Source organism: Alloactinosynnema sp. L-07, assembly GCF_900070365.1.
Classification (GTDB): domain Bacteria; phylum Actinomycetota; class Actinomycetes; order Mycobacteriales; family Pseudonocardiaceae; genus Actinokineospora.
Map to the genome: position 1 here is coordinate 6641671 of NZ_LN850107.1, position 17573 is coordinate 6659243.

Here is a 17573-nt window from a genome sequence, read left to right on the forward strand (position 1 = left end):
CCACACCAAGCCGGGCGATGACCATGACGGCAGGGGTGGGCAGGACGGAGCAGACAGGCAGGCAAGCGGGGCAGGGTGAGTGGCGAGCAAGGCGAGGTGGGTGAGGCGGGCGAGCGGGGCGGGGCGACTGGGCGGGGTGAGGGGCGAGCAAGGCGAGGTGGGTGAGGCGGGCGAGCGGGGCAGGGCGAGCGGGGCAGGGCGACTGGGCGGGGCGAGGCGAGTGAGCAAGGCGAGGTGAGCGGGGCGACTGGGCGAGGTGACCAGAACAAGCAGACCGGCGACCCACCAAACGCAAGGGGCACAACAGAACGGCCTGTTTGATGTGCCATGGATTTTCCGGACACCGGCCCCAGTAGAATTGGGGCTTGACGGAACGGAGAATTCTTATGAGTCCACGTCGTCGTTTCTCGCCTGAGTTCAAGGCCGAGGCTGTCAGGATGGTCGTGGAGGGCGGTGTTTCGGTCGCGGCGGCGGCCCGCCAGTTGGATTTGGTGGAGCAGACCCTGCGGAATTGGGTCGAGAAGCACAATGAGGCCCATCCGCGGCCGGTCGACTCGTTGACCGACTGTGAGCGGGTGCGGCTGCGGGAGTTGGAACGCGAAGTCGCCGAACTGCGGATGAAGAACGAGTTCCTGGGAAAAGCCGCCGCCTTCTTCGCCCGCGACTATCGGTGACCGAGACCTACGAGTTCATCGACGGCGAAAAAGGCAACTACCCGGTCACCGCGATGTGCGACTGGATGGAAGTATCGAGGTCGGGGTTCTACGAATGGCGGAACAAACCCGTGTCCGCCACCGTCGAGCGCCGCGAGACCCTCAAGGAGCGGATCACCCGGATCTTCGCCGAGTCACGCCGAACCTACGGCTACCGTCGAGTGCACGCCGCCCTGGCCCGCCAGGGTGTCGCGGCGGGCGCCGAACTGGTCCGTGCCCTGATGCGCGAGCTGGGTCTGGTGCCGCGCCGGCCCAGGCCACGCCCCAGGATCGCCGCCGACCGCAACGCCGCCGAGGTCCCCGACCTGATCAACCGTGACTTCACCGCCGACGCGCCTGGCTACAAACTGGTCGGTGACATCACCTATGTCCCGACCCGTGAAGGATGGCTTTATCTGGCCACCGTCATCGATGTCGCGACACGGAAAGTGGTCGGTTGGGCCACCGCCGACCACCTGAGGGCATCGTTGGCCTGCGACGCCATCACCGCCGCGGCCCGCAATATCCGCCTCGCCGACACCGCCGTCTTCCATTCCGACCGCGGAACCCAGTACACTTCCACCGAATTCCACACCCACCTCCGCCGCCACCGAATCACACCGTCGATGGGCCGCACCGGAGTCTGCTGGGACAACGCACTCGCCGAATCATTCTTCGCCGCACTCAAAAACGAACTCGTCCACCACGCCGACTTCCCCACCCGACACCACGCCCACCAAGCAATCAGCGCCTACATCGAACTCTTCTACAACCACACACGCCTGCACTCCACCCTCGGATACATCACCCCCAACGAAGCACACAACCGCTACCTCGCAACACAACCAGCGGCCTGAAACCCCCCTAAACCACCGTCCGGAAAACCCATGGCAGATCAGTTTGGGTGGTTCGCCTTGATTTGGGGGAAATGGGCCTAAAATCGCGGTGCGGGTGAGGTTCCTTGAGCTCGCCTTTTGACCCGCACAGGCCCATTTCTAGGGCTCCCCAAATCAAGGCGAACCACCCAAACAGGCAGCCGCCCGCCAACCCCGCCAACCCCGCCCCCGCCAACCCCGCCCCCGCCAAGACCACGCGAAGCCCGCTCGCCAACCCCGCCCGCCCGCCAAGTAGGCCCGCCCGCTCGCCAACCCCGCCCGCCCGGCAAGTAGGCCCGCCCGCCCGGCAAGTAGGCCCGCCCGCCCGGCAAGTAGGCCCGCCCGCCCGCCAAGTAGGCCCGCCCGGCAAGTAGGCCCACCCGGCAAGTAGGCCCGCCCGCCAAGTCGGCGGCAAGACCGCACCAAGTCGCCCGCCAGCTCGTCGATGTCCGCCCACTCGTGATGGATCATCAGGGCATGGGATTCGATCTCCACACCGCCCGCATGATCCAGGCCAACGAAGCCAACTGGAACGCCCGCACCCCCATCCACGTCGCCAGTGACTTCTACTCCGTCACCACCCGAGACCCCGCCGACTGGTTCGCCGACTACGAATGGACCGACCTCGGCGACCTACACAACCGTGACCTCGCCCACCTCCAATGCCACATAGGCTCCGAGACCCTCGCATTCGCCCACCGAGGAGCTCGGGTCACCGGCTTGGACCTCTCCGGCGCATCGATCGAAGCCGCCAAGGCCATCGCAGCCGCAAGGAACCTCGACATCGACTACGTCCAGTCCGATGTGTACACAGCAGTAGATGCCTTGGGGCACAACCGTTTCGATGTCGTCTACACCGGCAAAGGTTCGATCTGCTTCCTCCCCGACCTGACCCCGTGGGCCGACCAGGTCGCCGCGCTGCTCAAGCCGGGCGGTTTCCTCTACCTGGTCGAGTTCCACCCGCTCCTGCACTCGCTGGGACGAGTGCCCGACGCCGAGACGTCGCTGATTCTCAAGCACGACTACCTCGCGGGTCGCGGACCCGCGCGGGAAGACGGCACCTACACCTACACCGACGGGCCGACCGTCCCGTCGAGCCCGGAGTACTTCGAGTGGTGCCACGGCATCGGCGAGGTCGTCACCGCGCTGATCGGGGCCGGACTGAGGATCGACCTGCTGCGCGAGTCCGAGGAGATTCCCTGGCAGCGATGGGCGTCGATGGAGAACACCCGCGGCGTATGGCACCGGCTGCCGCGGGAGGCGCCGCGAACACCTCTTCTCTACGCGATCAGGGCGACGAAGTCATGATCGTTTCAGACGATCCGGACAAAGCACCGGCCCCGGCCACGTAGCCTGGATGAGTGACCGCCACCCCGACCTCCGCGACCCCAGCCCGGCCGCCCGCACCACCAGTGCGGCCGCGGCGGGGACCGTGGGGCCGTTTGCTGCTCGTCGTCGTGCTGCTCGCGGTGGCGGCGGGGGCGGCGTACCTGGTGGTCAAGGCCAGTGAACCCGCGCAGACCGACGCCAGGCCCGACGGCATCGACATCCCGGCGCTCGACGTGCTGCCCGGTACCGCGCTCGCGCAGGGCAGGCCACTGCCCGCCGAGCCGGACGTGGTGGCTTGGGCCAAGCGCGCCGCCGAGGTGACCGACATCCCGGCGCGCACGCTCGTCGCCTACGTCAACGCCGATCTGGCCACTCAGCGGCGCGATCCCGGCTGCAAGATCACCTGGGCGACACTCGCGGGCGTCGGCCGCGTCGAGTCCCACCACGGCCACTTCCGGGGCGCCAGGGTGGGGGAGGACGGCAGGCTCACCAAGCCGATCATCGGCATCCCGCTCGACGGATCGCCGGGCGTGCGGGCCATCCGCGACACCGATGGCGGCAAGCTCGACGGCGACACCCAGTGGGACCGCGCCGTCGGGGCGATGCAGTTCCTGCCGAGCACCTGGTCGCGGTGGGCCGCCCGCGCGGGCGGCGACGGCACCCCGGCCGACCCCCAGGACATCGACGACGCCGCCCTCACCGCCGCCCGCTACCTGTGCGCCAGCGGCGGCGACCTGTCGACCGGCGAAGGCTGGTGGAAGGCCGTCCTGACCTACAACAACTCCGTCAAATACGGCCGCGACGTCTACAGCGGCGCCGACGCCTACGCCCGCAAGGTCGCCGAACTCGGCTGACCCTTAGAGCACGTTGAGGACTGGCGCACGCGATAGCCGCGCCGAGATGGCTCCTGGCGGCACGGCCGGATACGCCCACGGACAACTCCGGTATGCGGACGATCCGGCCGCACCACCAGGAGCCATCTCGATCACGACTCTCACGCACGCCAGTCCTCAGACGCGCTCTTACTTGCTGCGCTCGACCGCGATCCGCGCGTTGATCTCGCCGAGGGCTTCCTGGTACTCCGGTGACGGGCTCATCGCCACCGCCAGCCGCAGCTGGGTCTGCGCCTCGGGCAGTCTGCTCTGCCGTTGCAGGGTCTTGCCCAGCGCGAACATCGCGTAGTGATCGGTCGGGTCGAGTTCCAGCACCCGCCGGAACGCCGCCTCGGCCCGGCGCAGCTGCGCCGATCCCAGGTACGCCCGCCCCGCCAGCAACTGGACCGACGGCGCGTTCGGCTCGGCCTCCAGCACCGGCGCCAGGACCTGCAGGGCGTCCAGCGGCCTGCGCTGGGCGACCAGGGCCTCCGCCTGGCGGAACGCGTCGAAGGTGCTGCTGCTGTCCTCGGTCATGGTCCGCATCACATTACGGGTGCGGCGGCCGTTGATCGACCCTCCGTACGGGGGTTCGCCCGACGTGCCTGCCGCGGCGGCCCGACCGGCCCCGCTAGGCTCGTGTCGGAGTAGTAGGACGCTTTGTGAGGAGCACCACGTGGCAGTGATCGAGCAGGTCGGCGCACGCGAGATCCTGGATTCCCGAGGCAACCCGACCATCGAGGTGGAGGTGGCGCTCGACGACGGGACGCTGGCCCGCGCCGCGGTGCCCTCCGGTGCCTCGACCGGCGAGCACGAGGCGGTCGAGCTGCGCGACGGCGACGTCAAGCGGTACCTGGGCAAGGGCGTGGAGAAGGCCGTCACCGCGGTGCTCGACGAGATCGGCCCGGAGCTGACCGGCCTCGACGCGGTCGACCAGCGCATCGTCGACCAGAAGCTGGTCGACCTCGACGGCACGCCGGACAAGTCCCGCCTCGGCGCCAACGCCATCCTCGGTGTCTCGCTCGCGGTGGCCAAGGCCGCTGCCGAGTCCAGCGGCCTGGAGCTGTTCCGCTACCTGGGCGGCCCCAACGCCCACGTGCTCCCCGTGCCGATGCTCAACATCCTCAACGGCGGCGCGCACGCCGACACCGACGTCGACATCCAGGAGTTCATGATCGCGCCGATCGGCGCGGACAGCTTCCGGGAGGGTCTGCGCTGGGGCGTGGAGGTCTACCACTCGCTCAAGGCGGTCCTCAAGAGCAAGGGCCTGGCCACCGGCCTTGGCGACGAGGGCGGCTTCGCCCCGAGCCTGGGCAACAACCGCGAGGCGCTCGACCTGATCCTGGTCGCCATCGAGAAGGCGGGCTACACCGCGGGCCGCGACATCGCGCTGGCCCTGGACGTGGCGGCCACCGAGTTCTACTCCGACGGCGCCTACAGCTTCGAGGGCGCCAAGAAGAGCGCCGAGCAGCTCACCGCGTACTACACGCAGCTGATCAACGACTACCCGATGGTCTCCATCGAGGACCCGCTGTCGGAGGACGACTGGGACGGCTGGGTGCGCCTGACCGCCGAGATCGGCGAGCGCGTGCAGCTCGTTGGCGACGACCTGTTCGTCACCAACCCCGAGCGGCTCGAAGAGGGCATCGCCCGCCGCGCGGGCAACGCGCTGCTGGTGAAGGTCAACCAGATCGGCACCCTGTCGGAGACGCTGGACGCGGTCACCCTGGCCACCTCCTACGGCTACCGCAGCATGATGAGCCACCGCTCTGGCGAGACCGAGGACACCACGATCGCCGACCTCGCCGTCGCGACCGGCGTCGGCCAGATCAAGACCGGTGCGCCCGCCCGCGGCGAGCGCACCGCGAAGTACAACCAGCTGCTGCGCATCGAGGAGACCCTCGGCGACGCCGCGCGGTACGCGGGCGACCTCGCGTTCCCGCGCTTCACGCCGGAGTCCTGACCCCGATGGCCGGGCGTGGGACGGAACGGGGCGGGCGACGCGGCGGGACATCCGCGGCGCGCAGGCCCGGCAGTGTCCGTCGCACGCGCCCGGCCGCGGCGGCGCCCGCGCGGGAACACACCGTCCGCCAGCCCGCCAAGCGGCGGGTGCGCGGCGGCCCGCTGGGCCTGTCGACGACGCGCCGTGCGGCCATCCTCGCCACAGTCGTGTGCGCGTTGGCCCTGAGTGTGGCGGTGCCGCTGCGGACCTACCTGTCCCAGCGGTCCGATGTGGAGATCCAGCAGCGGCGCCAGGCCGAGTTACGGGCCCAGGTCGAGCAGCTGGAGCAGCGCAAGGCCCAGTTGGCCGACCCGGCGCAGGTGCAGGCCGAGGCCAGGAAGAGATTGCGGTACGTGATGCCAGGGGAGACCCCCTACATGGTCGAGCTGCCCGCCGACGCGGGTGGTCCCGGCGCCGGTCAGCAGCCGAGCAAGCCCATCTCGCAGCAGGCCTGGTACCAGGCGCTGTGGGACTCGGTCCACGGAGCGGGCCGGTGACCCTCGAACCCGTCACCGACGCCGACATCGACATGGTCGCCCAGCAGCTCGGCCGGGTGCCCAGGGCCATCCGCGCGGTGGCCGCGCGCTGCCCGAGCGGGCACCCGTCGGTCATCCAGACCAGCCCGCGGCTGGAGGACGGCACGCCGTTCCCCACGCTGTATTACCTGACCTGCTCGAAGCTCGCGTCGCTGATCAGCACGCTGGAGACGAGCGGCCTGATGAAAGAGATGACCGACCGCCTCGGCGAGGACGCGGAGCTGGCCGCCCAGTACCTGGCCGCGCACCGCGACTACCTCGCCGAACGCGACGCCATCGACTCGCTGGGCACCGACGTCAGCGCGGGCGGCATGCCCGGCCGGGTGAAGTGCCTGCACGTGCACGTCGCGCACGCGCTGGCCAAGGGCCCCGGCGTCAACCCGTTCGGGGACGAGGCGCTTGCACTGCTCGCCACGAACTGGCCGACCGGGGACTGCGCCCGCCCCGAGTGATCCACCCCGCCGTTACCGGTGGGTAGTCCGCGACGGCCTGCAACCCGAACGCGTCCACCGCTCGTCCATGGGTGGTGCGCGAGAGTTGTCAGGGGTGAACAAAGGGTGTCCGGAAGGGCAGCGGCAAACCGACTTCCGGCCCTATTTCGCCTCGTCTTGTAACGAGAACGGTGACTCATGGCTATGTATGAGGCAGGGTAGACAGTCGGAGGAGCGTCACCCAGGTCGGCTATTGGCCGGCGGACAGTCAACTGCGAGGGGAATCTGTAGTGAGTGCGAAGACCGGAGACAGGTCCGGCAGGGGTAAGCGCACTGGTAAGCGTCGTAGCGCCGCCGCGGCGGCGGGCGCACTGTTGATCGTCCCGGCGGTGGCCGCGGGCGAACCGGTGTATGTCTCAGCTGAAGACCCCACCAACGTGGCGTTGGCCCGTAGTGCGGGTGGCGGTCTGGTCGGATTGACCGACCCGTCCGAGGTGAGCGCCGACGGTTCGCTGCCGGAGTCCGCCGCGGTGGGCACGGGCGTGTTGGCGGCCGCGGGCAATCCTGGGGTGCTGGCGTTCGGCCCGGGCACGGTGCCCAGCGGCCCGCTCGGCATCCCGGGCACCATGCTCGACGCCTACATGCGCGCGGCGCAGACCTTGAACACCACGACACCCGGCTGCCATCTGGAGTGGTCACTGCTGGCCAGCATCGGCCGCATCGAGTCCAACCACGCCCGCGGCGGCCGGGTGGACGCCACCGGCACCACCGCCACCCCGATCCTGGGCCCGGTGCTCAACGGCGGCGGGTTCGCCGCCATCAGCGACACCGACGGCGGCAAGTACGACGGCGACAACCGCTGGGACCGCGCGGTCGGCCCGATGCAGTTCATCCCGTCGACCTGGAAGGGCTACGCCTCCGACGGCAACGGCGACGGCGAGACCAACCCGAACAACATCTTCGACGCCACCGTCGGCGCCGGGAAGTACCTGTGCAGCGGCGGGATGGACATGGCCAACCCGGCCAACCGCTACGCCGCGGTGTTCCGCTACAACCACTCCGACAGCTACGTCAAGACCGTGCTGCAGTGGGCGGACTCCTACGCCAAGGGCGTCACCCCGGTGCCGACCACGCCGGTCGCGCAGATTCAGCAGCTGGCCGCCCCGTCGCCGGGCCCCAACCCGCCCGCCCAGGGCGTGATCACCCCGCCCGCGACCACCACGCCGCCGGGAACGACCACCACGGCGCCGACGTCCTCATCGACGAGCTCGTCGACCCCGTCGCAGACCACCACGACCACCGTGGACCCGACGACCACGACGACGTCGGAGCCCACCACGACGACCACCACGACCCCGACCTGCGGGCCGACCCCGACGCCGACCACAACGACCACCACGACCACGGCGCCGACGACGACAACTTCGCAGACCCCGGACCCGTGCGAGCCGACCCCGACCCCGACCACCACGACGACGACCCCGACCACGACGTCGTCGGGAGCGGTCGGTTCGGGCATCCCCACGTCCCCGTGATCGCACTCTATTAACACTGAAGACTCCGGCCGCTGTGCCCGCCCACGTAAGGGCAGGCACAGCGGCCGGAGTCGTTGGGGAAAGAGTTAGAGGATCTCGGCCTTGGTGATCACGACGTCCTCGACCGGCACGTCCCCGTGGCCGCCCTTGGAGCCCGTGCGCACGGCCCCGATGCTGTCCACAGTGGCCTGGCCCTCGATCACCTTGCCGAACACCGTGTAGCCCCAGCCCTGTGGGGTCGGCGCGGAGTGGTTGAGGAAGTCGTTGTTCGAGGTGTTGATGAAGAACTGCGCCGTGGCCGAATGCGGCGCCGACGTCCGTGCCATCGCGACTGTGTAATGCAGATTCTTCAGTCCGTTGGACGCCTCGTTCTCGACCGGCGCCTGGGTCGGCTTCTGGGACATGCCCGGCTCGAAGCCGCCGCCCTGGATCATGAAGTTCGGGATGACGCGGTGGAAGACCGTGCCGTCGTAGTGGCCGTTCTTCACGTACTCGATGAAGTTCTCGACCGTCTTCGGAGCCTTCTCGGCATCGAGCTGGAGGACGATCTCGCCGTGGGTGGTGTGCAGCTTGACGTTGGTCATGCCCTGAATCCTGCCCACTCCTAGGCTGCTGTGCATGAGCAGGGTTGCCGCGATCGACTGTGGGACGAACTCCATCCGCCTTCTCGTCGCCGATGTGACATACCGCGATGACGGATCGTGCTGGTTGCGCGACGTGCATCGGGAGATGCGGATCGTGCGGCTCGGCGAAGGGGTGGACGCGACCGGGCGGCTGTCGGACGCCGCGCTGGCCCGCACGCGCGCCGCGCTGGCCGACTACACCGCCGTGGTCCGCCGCAAGGGCGCGGAGCGGGTGCGCATGGTGGCCACCTCCGCCACCCGCGACGCGGGCAACCGAGACGAGTTCTTCGGTATGACCCTCGATGTGCTCGGGGTCGAGGCCGAGGTCATCAGCGGTGACGAGGAGGCCAGGCTGTCCTTCGCGGGCGCCGTCAGCGATCTTGAGCCGGGGGACGGTCCGTTCCTGGTCACCGACATCGGCGGCGGGTCCACGGAGTTCGTCGTGGGCACCTGGGACGGGGTCAAGGCCACCGTCGAGGCCGCGCGCTCGGTCGACATCGGTTGTGTCCGGCTCACCGAGCGGGCGCTGCGGTCGGACCCGCCCACCGCCGACGAGATCGCCGCCGCGCGGGCGATCGCCGACGACGTGCTCGCCGAGGCCTTCGCCGCGGTGCCGGTCGGCCGGGCACGGACCTGGGTGGGGGTGGCGGGCACGGTGACGACCCTGTCGGGCCTGATCCAGGATCTGCCCGCCTACGACCCCGAGCTCATCCACCTGTCCCGATTGGGACTGCCCGACATCCGTGACACGGCAAGTCGCCTGCTCACCGCCAGTCACGATGAGCGGGCCGCGCTGCCGGTGATGCACCCCGGTCGGGTGGATGTCATCTGCGGCGGCGCTTTGATCGTGCAATGTATCGCTGAGCGGCTAGTTTGTGAGACGGGAATCACAGAGTTGCTCGTGAGCGAGCACGACATCTTGGATGGGATCGCGTTGTCGACGACCGAGAGCCCTGACCGTGCGTGACGGATCAAGTACGTCCCAACACTGCCCTGGCTCAAATTGGACACAGCCACCGTTCGCCTACCGGGCACTTGACGCCGCAGATATCCCCCAAATGGATGAACATGGGTCGATTGTGACTCGTTTGTGACGTCTAAGAGCGCCGGTCGATTCGCCCCTCCGGTTAACTTCCACTCACTTTCGGAGCGGGCGGTACCGCTTCGTGACGACGGAGCCGAATGGCGGACAGCCCCAAAGCACGTCGAACCCGAGCCTGGGAGGAGACCCATGCGCAAACCACGCTGGATAGCAGCGTCGGTGATGCCCCTTGCACTCGCGCTCACGATCGCGGGCTGTGCTGGCGGCGGTGACAACTCGAACAGCGGTACCCCGGGTGGCAGCGGTGACGCAGGCGACCCGAACGGCAAGCTGAGCGCGTTCGGCACTGAGCCCGAGAACCCCCTGATCCCCGGCAACACGACCGAAGCAGGCGGCAGCAAGGTTGTCCGCGCCCTGTGGACCGGTCTGACCGAGTACGACGCGGTCACGGGCGAGTCTAAGAACGCCCACGCCGAGAAGATCGAGACCAAGGACTCCAAGGTCTTCACGGTCAAGCTCAAGTCGGGCTGGAAGTTCCACGACGGCACCGACGTCACGGCCAAGAGCTACGTCGACGCCTGGAACTACACCGCCTACAGCCCCAACGGGCAGCAGGGCGCGAGCTTCTTCGAGCAGGTCGACGGCTACAAGGACGTCCACACCTCGGACCCGGACGGCGCGTCCGGCCCGCAGGCGGCTCCTGAGCCCGCCAGCAAGACCATGAAGGGCCTGAAGGTCATCGATGACTCGACCTTCGAGATCACCCTGGCCGCGTCCTTCTCGGTGTTCCCGCTGAAGTTCGGCTACAACCCGTTCTACCCGCTGCCGAACTCCTTCTTCACCGACCAGAAGGCGTTCGAGGCCAAGCCGATCGGCAACGGCCCGTTCAAGTTCGTCTCCCGGACGCCGAACGCCGACATCACCCTGACCCGGTACGACGAGTTCAAGGGCGAGGGCAAGCCGAAGTTCAAGGACCTGGTCTTCAAGATCTTCGAGACCAACGAGGCCGCCTACACCGCGACCGTCGCCGGTGAGCTTGACTTCCTCGACACCGTCCCGGCCTCCGGCATCGCGGGTGGCAAGTACAAGGCCGACCTCAAGGACCGCAACGGCTCCACGCCGTACATGGGCAACCAGGTCCTGGCCTTCCCGCTCTACCAGCCGCAGTGGCAGAACGTCGACCTGCGCAAGGCCGTCTCGCTGGCGATCGACCGCAAGTCGATCACCGACAAGATCTTCGAAGGCACCCGCATCCCGGCCGACGGCTGGGTCAACCCGGCGGTCCCCGGCTACATCAAGGGCCAGTGTGGCGATCTGTGCACCTACAACCCGGAGAAGGCCAAGGAGCACCTGGCCAAGTCCGGCTTCAAGGGCACGATCGACTTGACCACCAACGCCGATGGCGGTCACAAGGAGTGGATGACCGCCACCTGCAACAGCATCAAGAACGCCCTGGGTCTGGAGTGCACCTACACCCCGATCGCGACGTTCGCCGAGACCCGCCAGAAGATCAACGGCAAGCAGGTCTCCGCCATCTACCGTGCGGGCTGGATCGCGGACTACCCGTCGATCGAGAACTTCATGAACCAGCTCTACCGCACCGGTGCGTCGTCCAACGACGGCGACTACTCCAACAAGACGCTGGACGAGATCCTGGTTCGCGCCGACGCCGCTCCCACCGTGGAAGAGGCGAACAAGCTGTACCAGGAGGGCGAGCGCATCCTCGCTGAGGACATGCCCGCGATCCCGCTGTGGAACCAGACCGCCCAGTACGGCTGGTCGGAGCGGATCGACAACGCGCGCCTGAGCTCGCTGCGTGAACTCGACCTCACCACGGTGACGGTCAAGAAGTAGCCAGTGATCACTCCGGGCCGGGGTGCGGCGATCCCGCACCCCGGCCCGGAGTCAGGTTAGGAGAACTCTCATGGGACGTTATGTCCTGCGCCGGCTACTTCAACTCATCCCGGTGTTCATCGGGACCACATTCCTCATCTACTGGCTGGTCTGGAGCCTGCCCGGCGACCCGTTCGCCGGTAAGTGCGGCGACCGCCCCTGCCCCGACGCCTACGTGGCGATGATGCAGGACAAGTTCAACCTCAACGACCCGCTGGTCGTGCAGTACGGCAAGTACATGCTCAACCTGATCCAGGGTGACTTCGGCCAGAACTTCCGCCTGCAGGATGTCGGCACCCTGATCGGCAACGCCTACCCGAACACGATCAAGCTCGCCGTGGTCGCGCTGATCATCGAGGCCATCATCGGCCTCACCGCGGGCATCCTCACCGGTCTGCGCGGTCGGGGCTTCCTCGACAACCTGACCCTGGTGTCGACCCTGTTCCTGATCTCGCTGCCCGTGTTCGTCACCGGCTTCGTCATCCAGATCAGCTTCGGTCTCGAACTCGGCTGGATCAAGCCGACGGTGTCGGCCAAGGCGCCGTGGATCGAGCTGATCGCGCCTGGTTTCGTGCTCGGCAGCCTGTCGATGGCGTACGTGACCCGGTTGACCCGGACATCGATCGCCGAGAACAAGCGCGCCGACTTCGTGCGGACCGCGGTGGCCAAGGGCCTGCCGCAGAGCCGGGTGGTCGGCGTGCACCTGCTGCGCAACTCCGCGATCCCCGTCCTCACCTTCCTCGGCACCGACCTCGGCTCCCTCATGGGCGGCGCGATCGTCACCGAAGGCATCTTCGACATCAAGGGCATCGGCAACCTCGTCTACCGGGGAATCATCGCCAAGGACGGCGTCATCGTGACCGGTGTGGTCGCGCTGCTGGTCGTCGTCTACCTGCTGTCGAACCTTCTGGTGGACATGCTCTACGCCGTTCTCGACCCAAGGATTCGCTATGACTGACCCGAGTGCTGCCTCGACGGTGGCCCCGGCGGAGGACTTCGTCACCGCCGCGGAACACGTCGAGTCGAACAAGCCCCGCAGCCTCGCCTCGGACGCCTGGCACGACCTGCGCAGGCGGCCGCTGTTCCTGGTCTCGGGTGCGCTGATTCTTTTCATCCTGCTCATGGCCGCGTGGCCGAGCCTGTTCACCTCGGTGGACCCGACGGCGGCCGACCTGCAGAACAGCCGCCAGCCACCGTCGGCGCAGGCCTGGTTCGGCTATGACACCCAGGGATCGGACATCTTCGCGCGGGTCATCTACGGCGCGCGGGCATCGATCATCGTCGGGGTGTGCGCGACGATGGCGACGGTGCTGATCGGTGGCACGCTCGGGCTGCTCGCCGGCTTCTACGGCGGCTGGCTGGACGGGCTCATGTCCCGTATCGCCGACGTGTTCTTCGGCCTGCCGTTCGTGCTCGGCGCCATCGTGATCCTGTCGAGCCTGAGCACCACGGGCACGCAGAACGTCGCGCAGATCATGTTCCTGGTGATCCTGTCGATCTCGGTGCTGTCCTGGCCGGTCTGCATGCGCATCATGCGGTCGGCCGCGATCACCGCCAAGAACCAGGACTACGTCAAGGCCGCGAGGGCGCTCGGCGCCAGCTCGTCGCGGATCATCCTGCGACACATGCTGCCCAACGCGATCGCGCCCGTCCTCGTCTACGCCACGATCGCGCTCGGCGCGTTCATCGGCGCCGAGGCGACGCTGTCGTTCCTGGGACTGGGCCTGCGTTCCCCGGTCGTGTCGTGGGGCGTCATGATCGCCGACGCCCGCGACTGGATCCGGGTCTCGCCGCACATCCTGCTGTTCCCGGCGGCATTCCTGACCGCGACCGTGCTGGCCTTCGTGATGCTCGGCGACGCCGTGCGCGAAGCGCTGGACCCGAAGATGAGGTAAGGCGGAATGTCCGCGAACACAACAGAGTCCACTCAGGACGCCCACGAGGTCGATCCGAGTGCCCCGCTGCTGCAGGTGGAGGACCTCTACGTCGAGTTCCGCACCCGCGACGGCGTCGCCAAGGTGCTCAACGGCGTGAGCTACCACGTCGAGGCTGGCGAGACCCTCGCCGTGCTCGGCGAGTCCGGCTCCGGCAAGAGCGTCACCGCGCAGACCATCATGGGCATCCTCGACATGCCGCCCGGCTTCATCACCGGCGGCTCGGTCAAGTTCCACGGCGAGGAGCTGCTGACCGCCACACCCAAGCGGCGGCGGGAGGTGCGGGCGTCGGGCATCGCCATGATCTTCCAGGACGCCCTGTCCGCGCTCAACCCGGTTTTCACCGTCGGCTTCCAGATCGAGGAGCAGCTGCGCCTGCGCCGCGGGATGTCCAAGAAGGACGCTCGCAAGCGGGCCATCGAACTGCTCGACCAGGTGAAGATCCCCAACGCCAAGGGGCGCGTGCGGCAGTACCCGCACGAGTTCTCCGGCGGCATGCGGCAGCGCGCGATGATCGCGATGTCGCTGGCGCTGGACCCGGAGATGCTCATCGCCGACGAGCCCACCACCGCACTGGACGTCACCGTGCAGGCCCAGATCATGGACCTGCTCAAGGAGATCCAGGTCGAGCGGAACATGGGCCTGATCCTGATCACCCACGACCTCGGCGTGGTCGCCGAGGTCGCCGACCGGATCGCGGTGATGTACGCGGGCCGCATCGTCGAGCAGTCCGACGCGCCTGCGCTCTACCGCAGGCCGGGGCATCCCTACACCAAGGGCCTGCTCGAATCGCTGCCCCGGCTCGACCAGCGCGGTCAGGAACTGGCCACCATCAAGGGTCTGCCGCCGAGCCTGCTGCGCATCCCCAGCGGCTGCCCGTTCCACCCGCGCTGTCCCATGGTCCAGGACGTCTGCAAGACCGACGTGCCCGAGCAGCACCGGCTCGTGCCCGGCCGGATGAGCGCCTGCCACTTCGCCGAGGAGCTGATCGCCGGTGACTGAGTCAATTATCGAGGTGCGTGACCTGGTCAAGCACTTCCCGGTGAAGGTCGGCGTGCTCTTCAAGCGCACGGTCGGCCACGTCCGCGCGGTCGACGGCGTTTCGTTCGACCTCAAGCGCGGCGAGACCCTCGGCGTCGTGGGCGAGTCCGGCTGCGGCAAGTCGACCCTGGCCCAGGTGCTGATGCGCCTGGAGCCGCCGACTTCGGGCACGGCCACGTTCGAGGGCCGGGACATGTTCAAGATGAAGGGCCCGGAGCTGCGCAAGCTGCGGCGCGACATCCAGATCGTGCTGCAGGACCCGTACACCTCGCTCAACCCGCGCATGACCGTCGGCGACATCGTCGGTGAGCCTTTCGAGATCCACACCGACGTGGCGCCGAAGGGGTCGCGGGCCAAGAAGGTGCGGGAGCTGCTCGACGTGGTCGGGCTCAACCCCGAGCACATCAACCGCTACCCGCACCAGTTCTCCGGCGGCCAGCGCCAGCGCATCGGCATCGCCCGCGCGCTCGCGCTGCGGCCGAAGGTGATCGTCTGCGACGAGCCGGTGTCCGCTTTGGACGTCTCGATCCAGGCGCAGGTGATGAACCTGCTCGGCGACCTGCAGACCGAGTTCGGACTGTCCTACCTGTTCATCGCCCACGACCTGTCGGTGGTCCGCCACCTGTCGAACCGGGTCGCGGTGATGTACCTGGGCAAGGTCGTCGAGATCGGCTCCGAGCAGGAGATCTACGAGCACCCGACGCACCCGTACACCCAGGCGCTGCTCTCCGCGGTGCCGGTGCCGGACCCCGAACTGCGGGGACAGCGCCAGGTGATCCGGCTTGAGGGTGACGTGCCGAGCCCGGTGGACCCGCCATCGGGCTGCCGGTTCCGCACCCGCTGCTGGAAGGCGCAGGAGATCTGCGCCGAGGAGGTTCCGGAACTCAAGACCAGGGTGGCGGCGCACCCCAGCGCCTGTCACTTCGCCGAGGAGAAGTCGGTCGTTCCCTGATGTCGCGGCCGACCTCAGGGAAATGTCGAAAAGTCGAGAAGGAGAACGCGTGAAGCGACGCAAGACGCTCGTGGCAGCGCTCGCGGCACCCCTGGTCGTATCCCTGGCCTGGGTCGCCGTCCCGTCGGCGACCGCTGCCCAGGAGCTGTCCGGGAAGACCGTCGAGTTCAATGTCCTCGCCGCTGACGGCGCGAGCACGGAGGCCGTCGAGGCCGCCGTCCGCTCGGCCGGTGGCACCGTGGTGACCAGCAACAAGGCGGTCGGCCTCGTCACGGCCACGGCGCCGGAGAACGGGTTCACCGCCCGGCTGTCGGGCGACAAGTCCGTCGACGGCGCGGCGCGGGTGAAGTCCATCGGCCAGTCCCCGGACGCGAAGGCGACCAAGGAGAAGGTCAAGGACGTCGAGAAGGAGAACAAGGCCGGTAACAACGGCAACGGCAAGCACGGCAACACCGCCGCGGGCATGGACCCGCTCGACAGCCAGCTGTGGGGCCTGACCGCCGTCCGTTCACACATGGCCCGCACCACGCAGGCCGGTGACCGCCGGGTCAAGGTCGGTGTCCTCGACACCGGCGTCGACGGCAGCCACCCGGACATCGCGCCGAACTTCGACCACGTCCTGTCGCGCAATTTCACCCACGACATCGTCAACGACGACCTCGGCCAGGTCGTCGACGGCCCGTGTGAGTACGCGGGCTGTGTCGACCCGGCCGACGTGGACAACGGCGGCCACGGCACGCACGTGGCGGGCACCATCGCCGCCGCGGCCGACGGCTTCGGCATCTCCGGTGTCGCCCCTGGCGTCTCCATCGTCAACATCCGCGGCGGCCAGGACTCCGGCTACTTCTTCCTCCAGCCGGTCGTCGACGCCATGACCTACTCCGGCGACGCGGGCCTCGACGTGGTCAACATGTCGTTCTACGTCGACCCGTGGCTCTACAACTGCAAGAGCAACGCGGCGGACACCCCCGAGCAGCAGGCCGAGCAGAAGGTGATCATCAAGGCGATCACCCGGGCGATGAACTACGCCTACCGCAAGGGCGTCACCCAGATCGTGTCGCTGGGCAACCAGCACCAGGACCTGGGCAAGCCGCTGCCCGACGCCACCAGCCCGGACTTCCCGGCGGGCACCGAGCACACCCGCACCATCGACAACGCCGACTGCCTCTCGATGCCGATCGAGGGCCCGCACGCCCTCGGCGTCAGCGCGCTCGGCCCGTCGCTGGGCAAGGCCGACTACTCGAACTACGGCTTCGAGCGGATCTCGGTCTCGGCTCCCGGTGGGTGGTTCCGCGACGGTCTCGGCACTCCGACCTACCGCACCAACGGCAACCTGATCCTGTCGTCGTACCCCAAGAACGTCGCGCTGACCGAAGGCGCGATCGACGAGGCGGGCAACGTCACTCCGGACGGCGTGGCGCTGGGCGTGCAGAAGGCGTGCAAGTCCGACGGCATCTGCGGCTACTACCAGTTCCTGCAGGGCACCTCGATGGCGTCCCCGCACGCCAGCGGTGTCGCCGCGCTGATCGTGTCGCAGTACGGCAAGTACTCGCACGGATCGGTGTCGCTGGCCCCGGACAAGGTGGAGCGGGTGCTTGAGGGAACCGCGTTCGACAAGTCCTGCCCGTCGCCGCGCACGGTGGACTACACCCTCGTCGGTCGCCCGGCGGAGTTCAACGCCACCTGTGAGGGCAGCGCCGCGTTCAACAACTTCTACGGTCACGGCGTGGTCGACGCGTACGCGGCGGTCACCAACGGCAAGAAGTTCCTCAAGTAAGTCCCTTTCGCGACGGCGGCCCCTTCTCCGGAAGGGGCC

The 17573-nt window shown here is 68.2% G+C and carries 16 protein-coding genes; 14 read left to right on the forward strand and 2 right to left on the reverse strand.

The features are described from left to right. Positions 1 to 386: 386 nt before the first annotated feature. The 3 genes from BN1701_RS30350 (at position 387) to BN1701_RS30360 (ending at position 3750) form a co-directional block, all read left to right on the forward strand. Positions 387 to 1549 (forward strand): IS3 family transposase gene (locus BN1701_RS30350; protein ID WP_157368246.1). Its coding sequence is split into 2 segments (ribosomal slippage): positions 387 to 636 and positions 636 to 1549, totalling 1164 coding nucleotides; the frame shifts between segments, so codons are not numbered across the junction. 495 nt (positions 1550 to 2044) lie between these two features. Then, entirely contained in the window at positions 2045 to 2875 is an 831-nt protein-coding gene (locus tag BN1701_RS30355; protein WP_054054502.1) for a bifunctional 2-polyprenyl-6-hydroxyphenol methylase/3-demethylubiquinol 3-O-methyltransferase UbiG, read from the forward strand. A 53-nt stretch (positions 2876 to 2928) separates the two neighbouring features. Then, the gene (locus BN1701_RS30360) at positions 2929 to 3750 is read left to right on the forward strand and encodes a murein transglycosylase (protein ID WP_054054504.1); all 822 of its coding nucleotides are present in this window, start codon (positions 2929 to 2931) and stop codon (positions 3748 to 3750) included. A 168-nt stretch (positions 3751 to 3918) separates the two neighbouring features. Here BN1701_RS30360 and BN1701_RS30365 read toward each other — a convergent pair whose 3' ends face one another. Next, complete coding sequence (locus BN1701_RS30365) at positions 3919 to 4305, reverse strand: tetratricopeptide repeat protein (protein WP_054056257.1); 387 nt, start codon at positions 4303 to 4305, stop codon at positions 3919 to 3921. A 139-nt stretch (positions 4306 to 4444) separates the two neighbouring features. Here BN1701_RS30365 and eno point away from each other — a divergent pair, with 139 nt between their 5' ends. The 4 genes from eno to BN1701_RS30385 all read left to right on the forward strand — a co-directional run bounded on the left by eno (position 4445) and on the right by BN1701_RS30385 (position 8272). Beyond that, positions 4445 to 5731, forward strand: a complete 1287-nt coding sequence (gene eno, locus BN1701_RS30370) for a phosphopyruvate hydratase (protein WP_054054506.1) — start codon at positions 4445 to 4447, stop codon at positions 5729 to 5731. Between the two features lie 5 nt (positions 5732 to 5736). Continuing rightward, positions 5737 to 6267, forward strand: a complete 531-nt coding sequence (locus BN1701_RS30375; RefSeq protein ID WP_054054508.1) for a septum formation initiator family protein — start codon at positions 5737 to 5739, stop codon at positions 6265 to 6267. 32 nt (positions 6268 to 6299) lie between these two features. After that, positions 6300 to 6758 (forward strand): DUF501 domain-containing protein, encoded by a 459-nt coding sequence (locus BN1701_RS30380; protein ID WP_054056258.1) that lies wholly within the window; start codon positions 6300 to 6302, stop codon positions 6756 to 6758. A gap of 269 nt (positions 6759 to 7027) precedes the next feature. Continuing rightward, complete coding sequence (locus BN1701_RS30385; protein ID WP_067520959.1) at positions 7028 to 8272, forward strand: lytic transglycosylase domain-containing protein; 1245 nt, start codon at positions 7028 to 7030, stop codon at positions 8270 to 8272. An 86-nt stretch (positions 8273 to 8358) separates the two neighbouring features. Here the strand turns inward: BN1701_RS30385 and BN1701_RS30390 are convergent, their stop codons facing one another. After that, the gene (locus BN1701_RS30390; protein WP_054056259.1) at positions 8359 to 8856 is read right to left on the reverse strand and encodes a peptidylprolyl isomerase; all 498 of its coding nucleotides are present in this window, start codon (positions 8854 to 8856) and stop codon (positions 8359 to 8361) included. 34 nt (positions 8857 to 8890) lie between these two features. Here BN1701_RS30390 and BN1701_RS30395 point away from each other — a divergent pair, with 34 nt between their 5' ends. From BN1701_RS30395 to BN1701_RS30425, 7 genes are all read left to right on the forward strand, one after another. Then, a complete protein-coding gene (locus tag BN1701_RS30395; protein ID WP_054054509.1) occupies positions 8891 to 9862 on the forward strand; it encodes a Ppx/GppA phosphatase family protein in 972 nt (323 codons plus the stop codon). Positions 9863 to 10126: 264 nt separating this feature from the next. Beyond that, positions 10127 to 11791: an ABC transporter substrate-binding protein gene (locus BN1701_RS30400; protein ID WP_157368297.1), complete on the forward strand. Its 1665-nt coding sequence runs from the start codon at positions 10127 to 10129 to the stop codon at positions 11789 to 11791. Between the two features lie 70 nt (positions 11792 to 11861). Further along, positions 11862 to 12788: an ABC transporter permease gene (locus BN1701_RS30405; protein ID WP_054054511.1), complete on the forward strand. Its 927-nt coding sequence runs from the start codon at positions 11862 to 11864 to the stop codon at positions 12786 to 12788. Continuing rightward, entirely contained in the window at positions 12781 to 13725 is a 945-nt protein-coding gene (locus BN1701_RS30410; RefSeq protein WP_054054514.1) for an ABC transporter permease, read from the forward strand. The genes BN1701_RS30405 and BN1701_RS30410 overlap by 8 nt, the downstream gene beginning before the upstream one ends. Positions 13726 to 13731: 6 nt before the next feature. Continuing rightward, complete coding sequence (locus tag BN1701_RS30415; protein WP_054054516.1) at positions 13732 to 14766, forward strand: ABC transporter ATP-binding protein; 1035 nt, start codon at positions 13732 to 13734, stop codon at positions 14764 to 14766. After that, a complete protein-coding gene (locus BN1701_RS30420) occupies positions 14759 to 15757 on the forward strand; it encodes an ABC transporter ATP-binding protein (RefSeq protein WP_054054517.1) in 999 nt (332 codons plus the stop codon). The genes BN1701_RS30415 and BN1701_RS30420 overlap by 8 nt, the downstream gene beginning before the upstream one ends. Positions 15758 to 15779: 22 nt before the next feature. Continuing rightward, complete coding sequence (locus BN1701_RS30425) at positions 15780 to 17534, forward strand: S8 family serine peptidase (protein ID WP_054054519.1); 1755 nt, start codon at positions 15780 to 15782, stop codon at positions 17532 to 17534. The last annotated feature ends 39 nt before the right edge of the window (positions 17535 to 17573 follow it).

What these genes read in the sequence shown, in the direction of transcription:
- BN1701_RS30355 (WP_054054502.1), top strand. Translation starts at nt 2,045, where the DNA reads ATGGGATTCGATCTCCACACCGCCCGCATGATCCAGGCCAACGAAGCC.
- BN1701_RS30365 (WP_054056257.1), bottom strand. Translation starts at nt 4,305, where the DNA reads ATGACCGAGGACAGCAGCAGCACCTTCGACGCGTTCCGCCAGGCGGAG.
- BN1701_RS30375 (WP_054054508.1), top strand. Translation starts at nt 5,737, where the DNA reads ATGGCCGGGCGTGGGACGGAACGGGGCGGGCGACGCGGCGGGACATCC.
- BN1701_RS30380 (WP_054056258.1), top strand. Translation starts at nt 6,300, where the DNA reads ATGGTCGCCCAGCAGCTCGGCCGGGTGCCCAGGGCCATCCGCGCGGTG.
- BN1701_RS30390 (WP_054056259.1), bottom strand. Translation starts at nt 8,856, where the DNA reads ATGACCAACGTCAAGCTGCACACCACCCACGGCGAGATCGTCCTCCAG.
- BN1701_RS30395 (WP_054054509.1), top strand. Translation starts at nt 8,891, where the DNA reads ATGAGCAGGGTTGCCGCGATCGACTGTGGGACGAACTCCATCCGCCTT.
- BN1701_RS30400 (WP_157368297.1), top strand. Translation starts at nt 10,127, where the DNA reads ATGCGCAAACCACGCTGGATAGCAGCGTCGGTGATGCCCCTTGCACTC.
- BN1701_RS30405 (WP_054054511.1), top strand. Translation starts at nt 11,862, where the DNA reads ATGGGACGTTATGTCCTGCGCCGGCTACTTCAACTCATCCCGGTGTTC.
- BN1701_RS30410 (WP_054054514.1), top strand. Translation starts at nt 12,781, where the DNA reads ATGACTGACCCGAGTGCTGCCTCGACGGTGGCCCCGGCGGAGGACTTC.
- BN1701_RS30415 (WP_054054516.1), top strand. Translation starts at nt 13,732, where the DNA reads ATGTCCGCGAACACAACAGAGTCCACTCAGGACGCCCACGAGGTCGAT.
- BN1701_RS30425 (WP_054054519.1), top strand. Translation starts at nt 15,780, where the DNA reads ATGTCGAAAAGTCGAGAAGGAGAACGCGTGAAGCGACGCAAGACGCTC.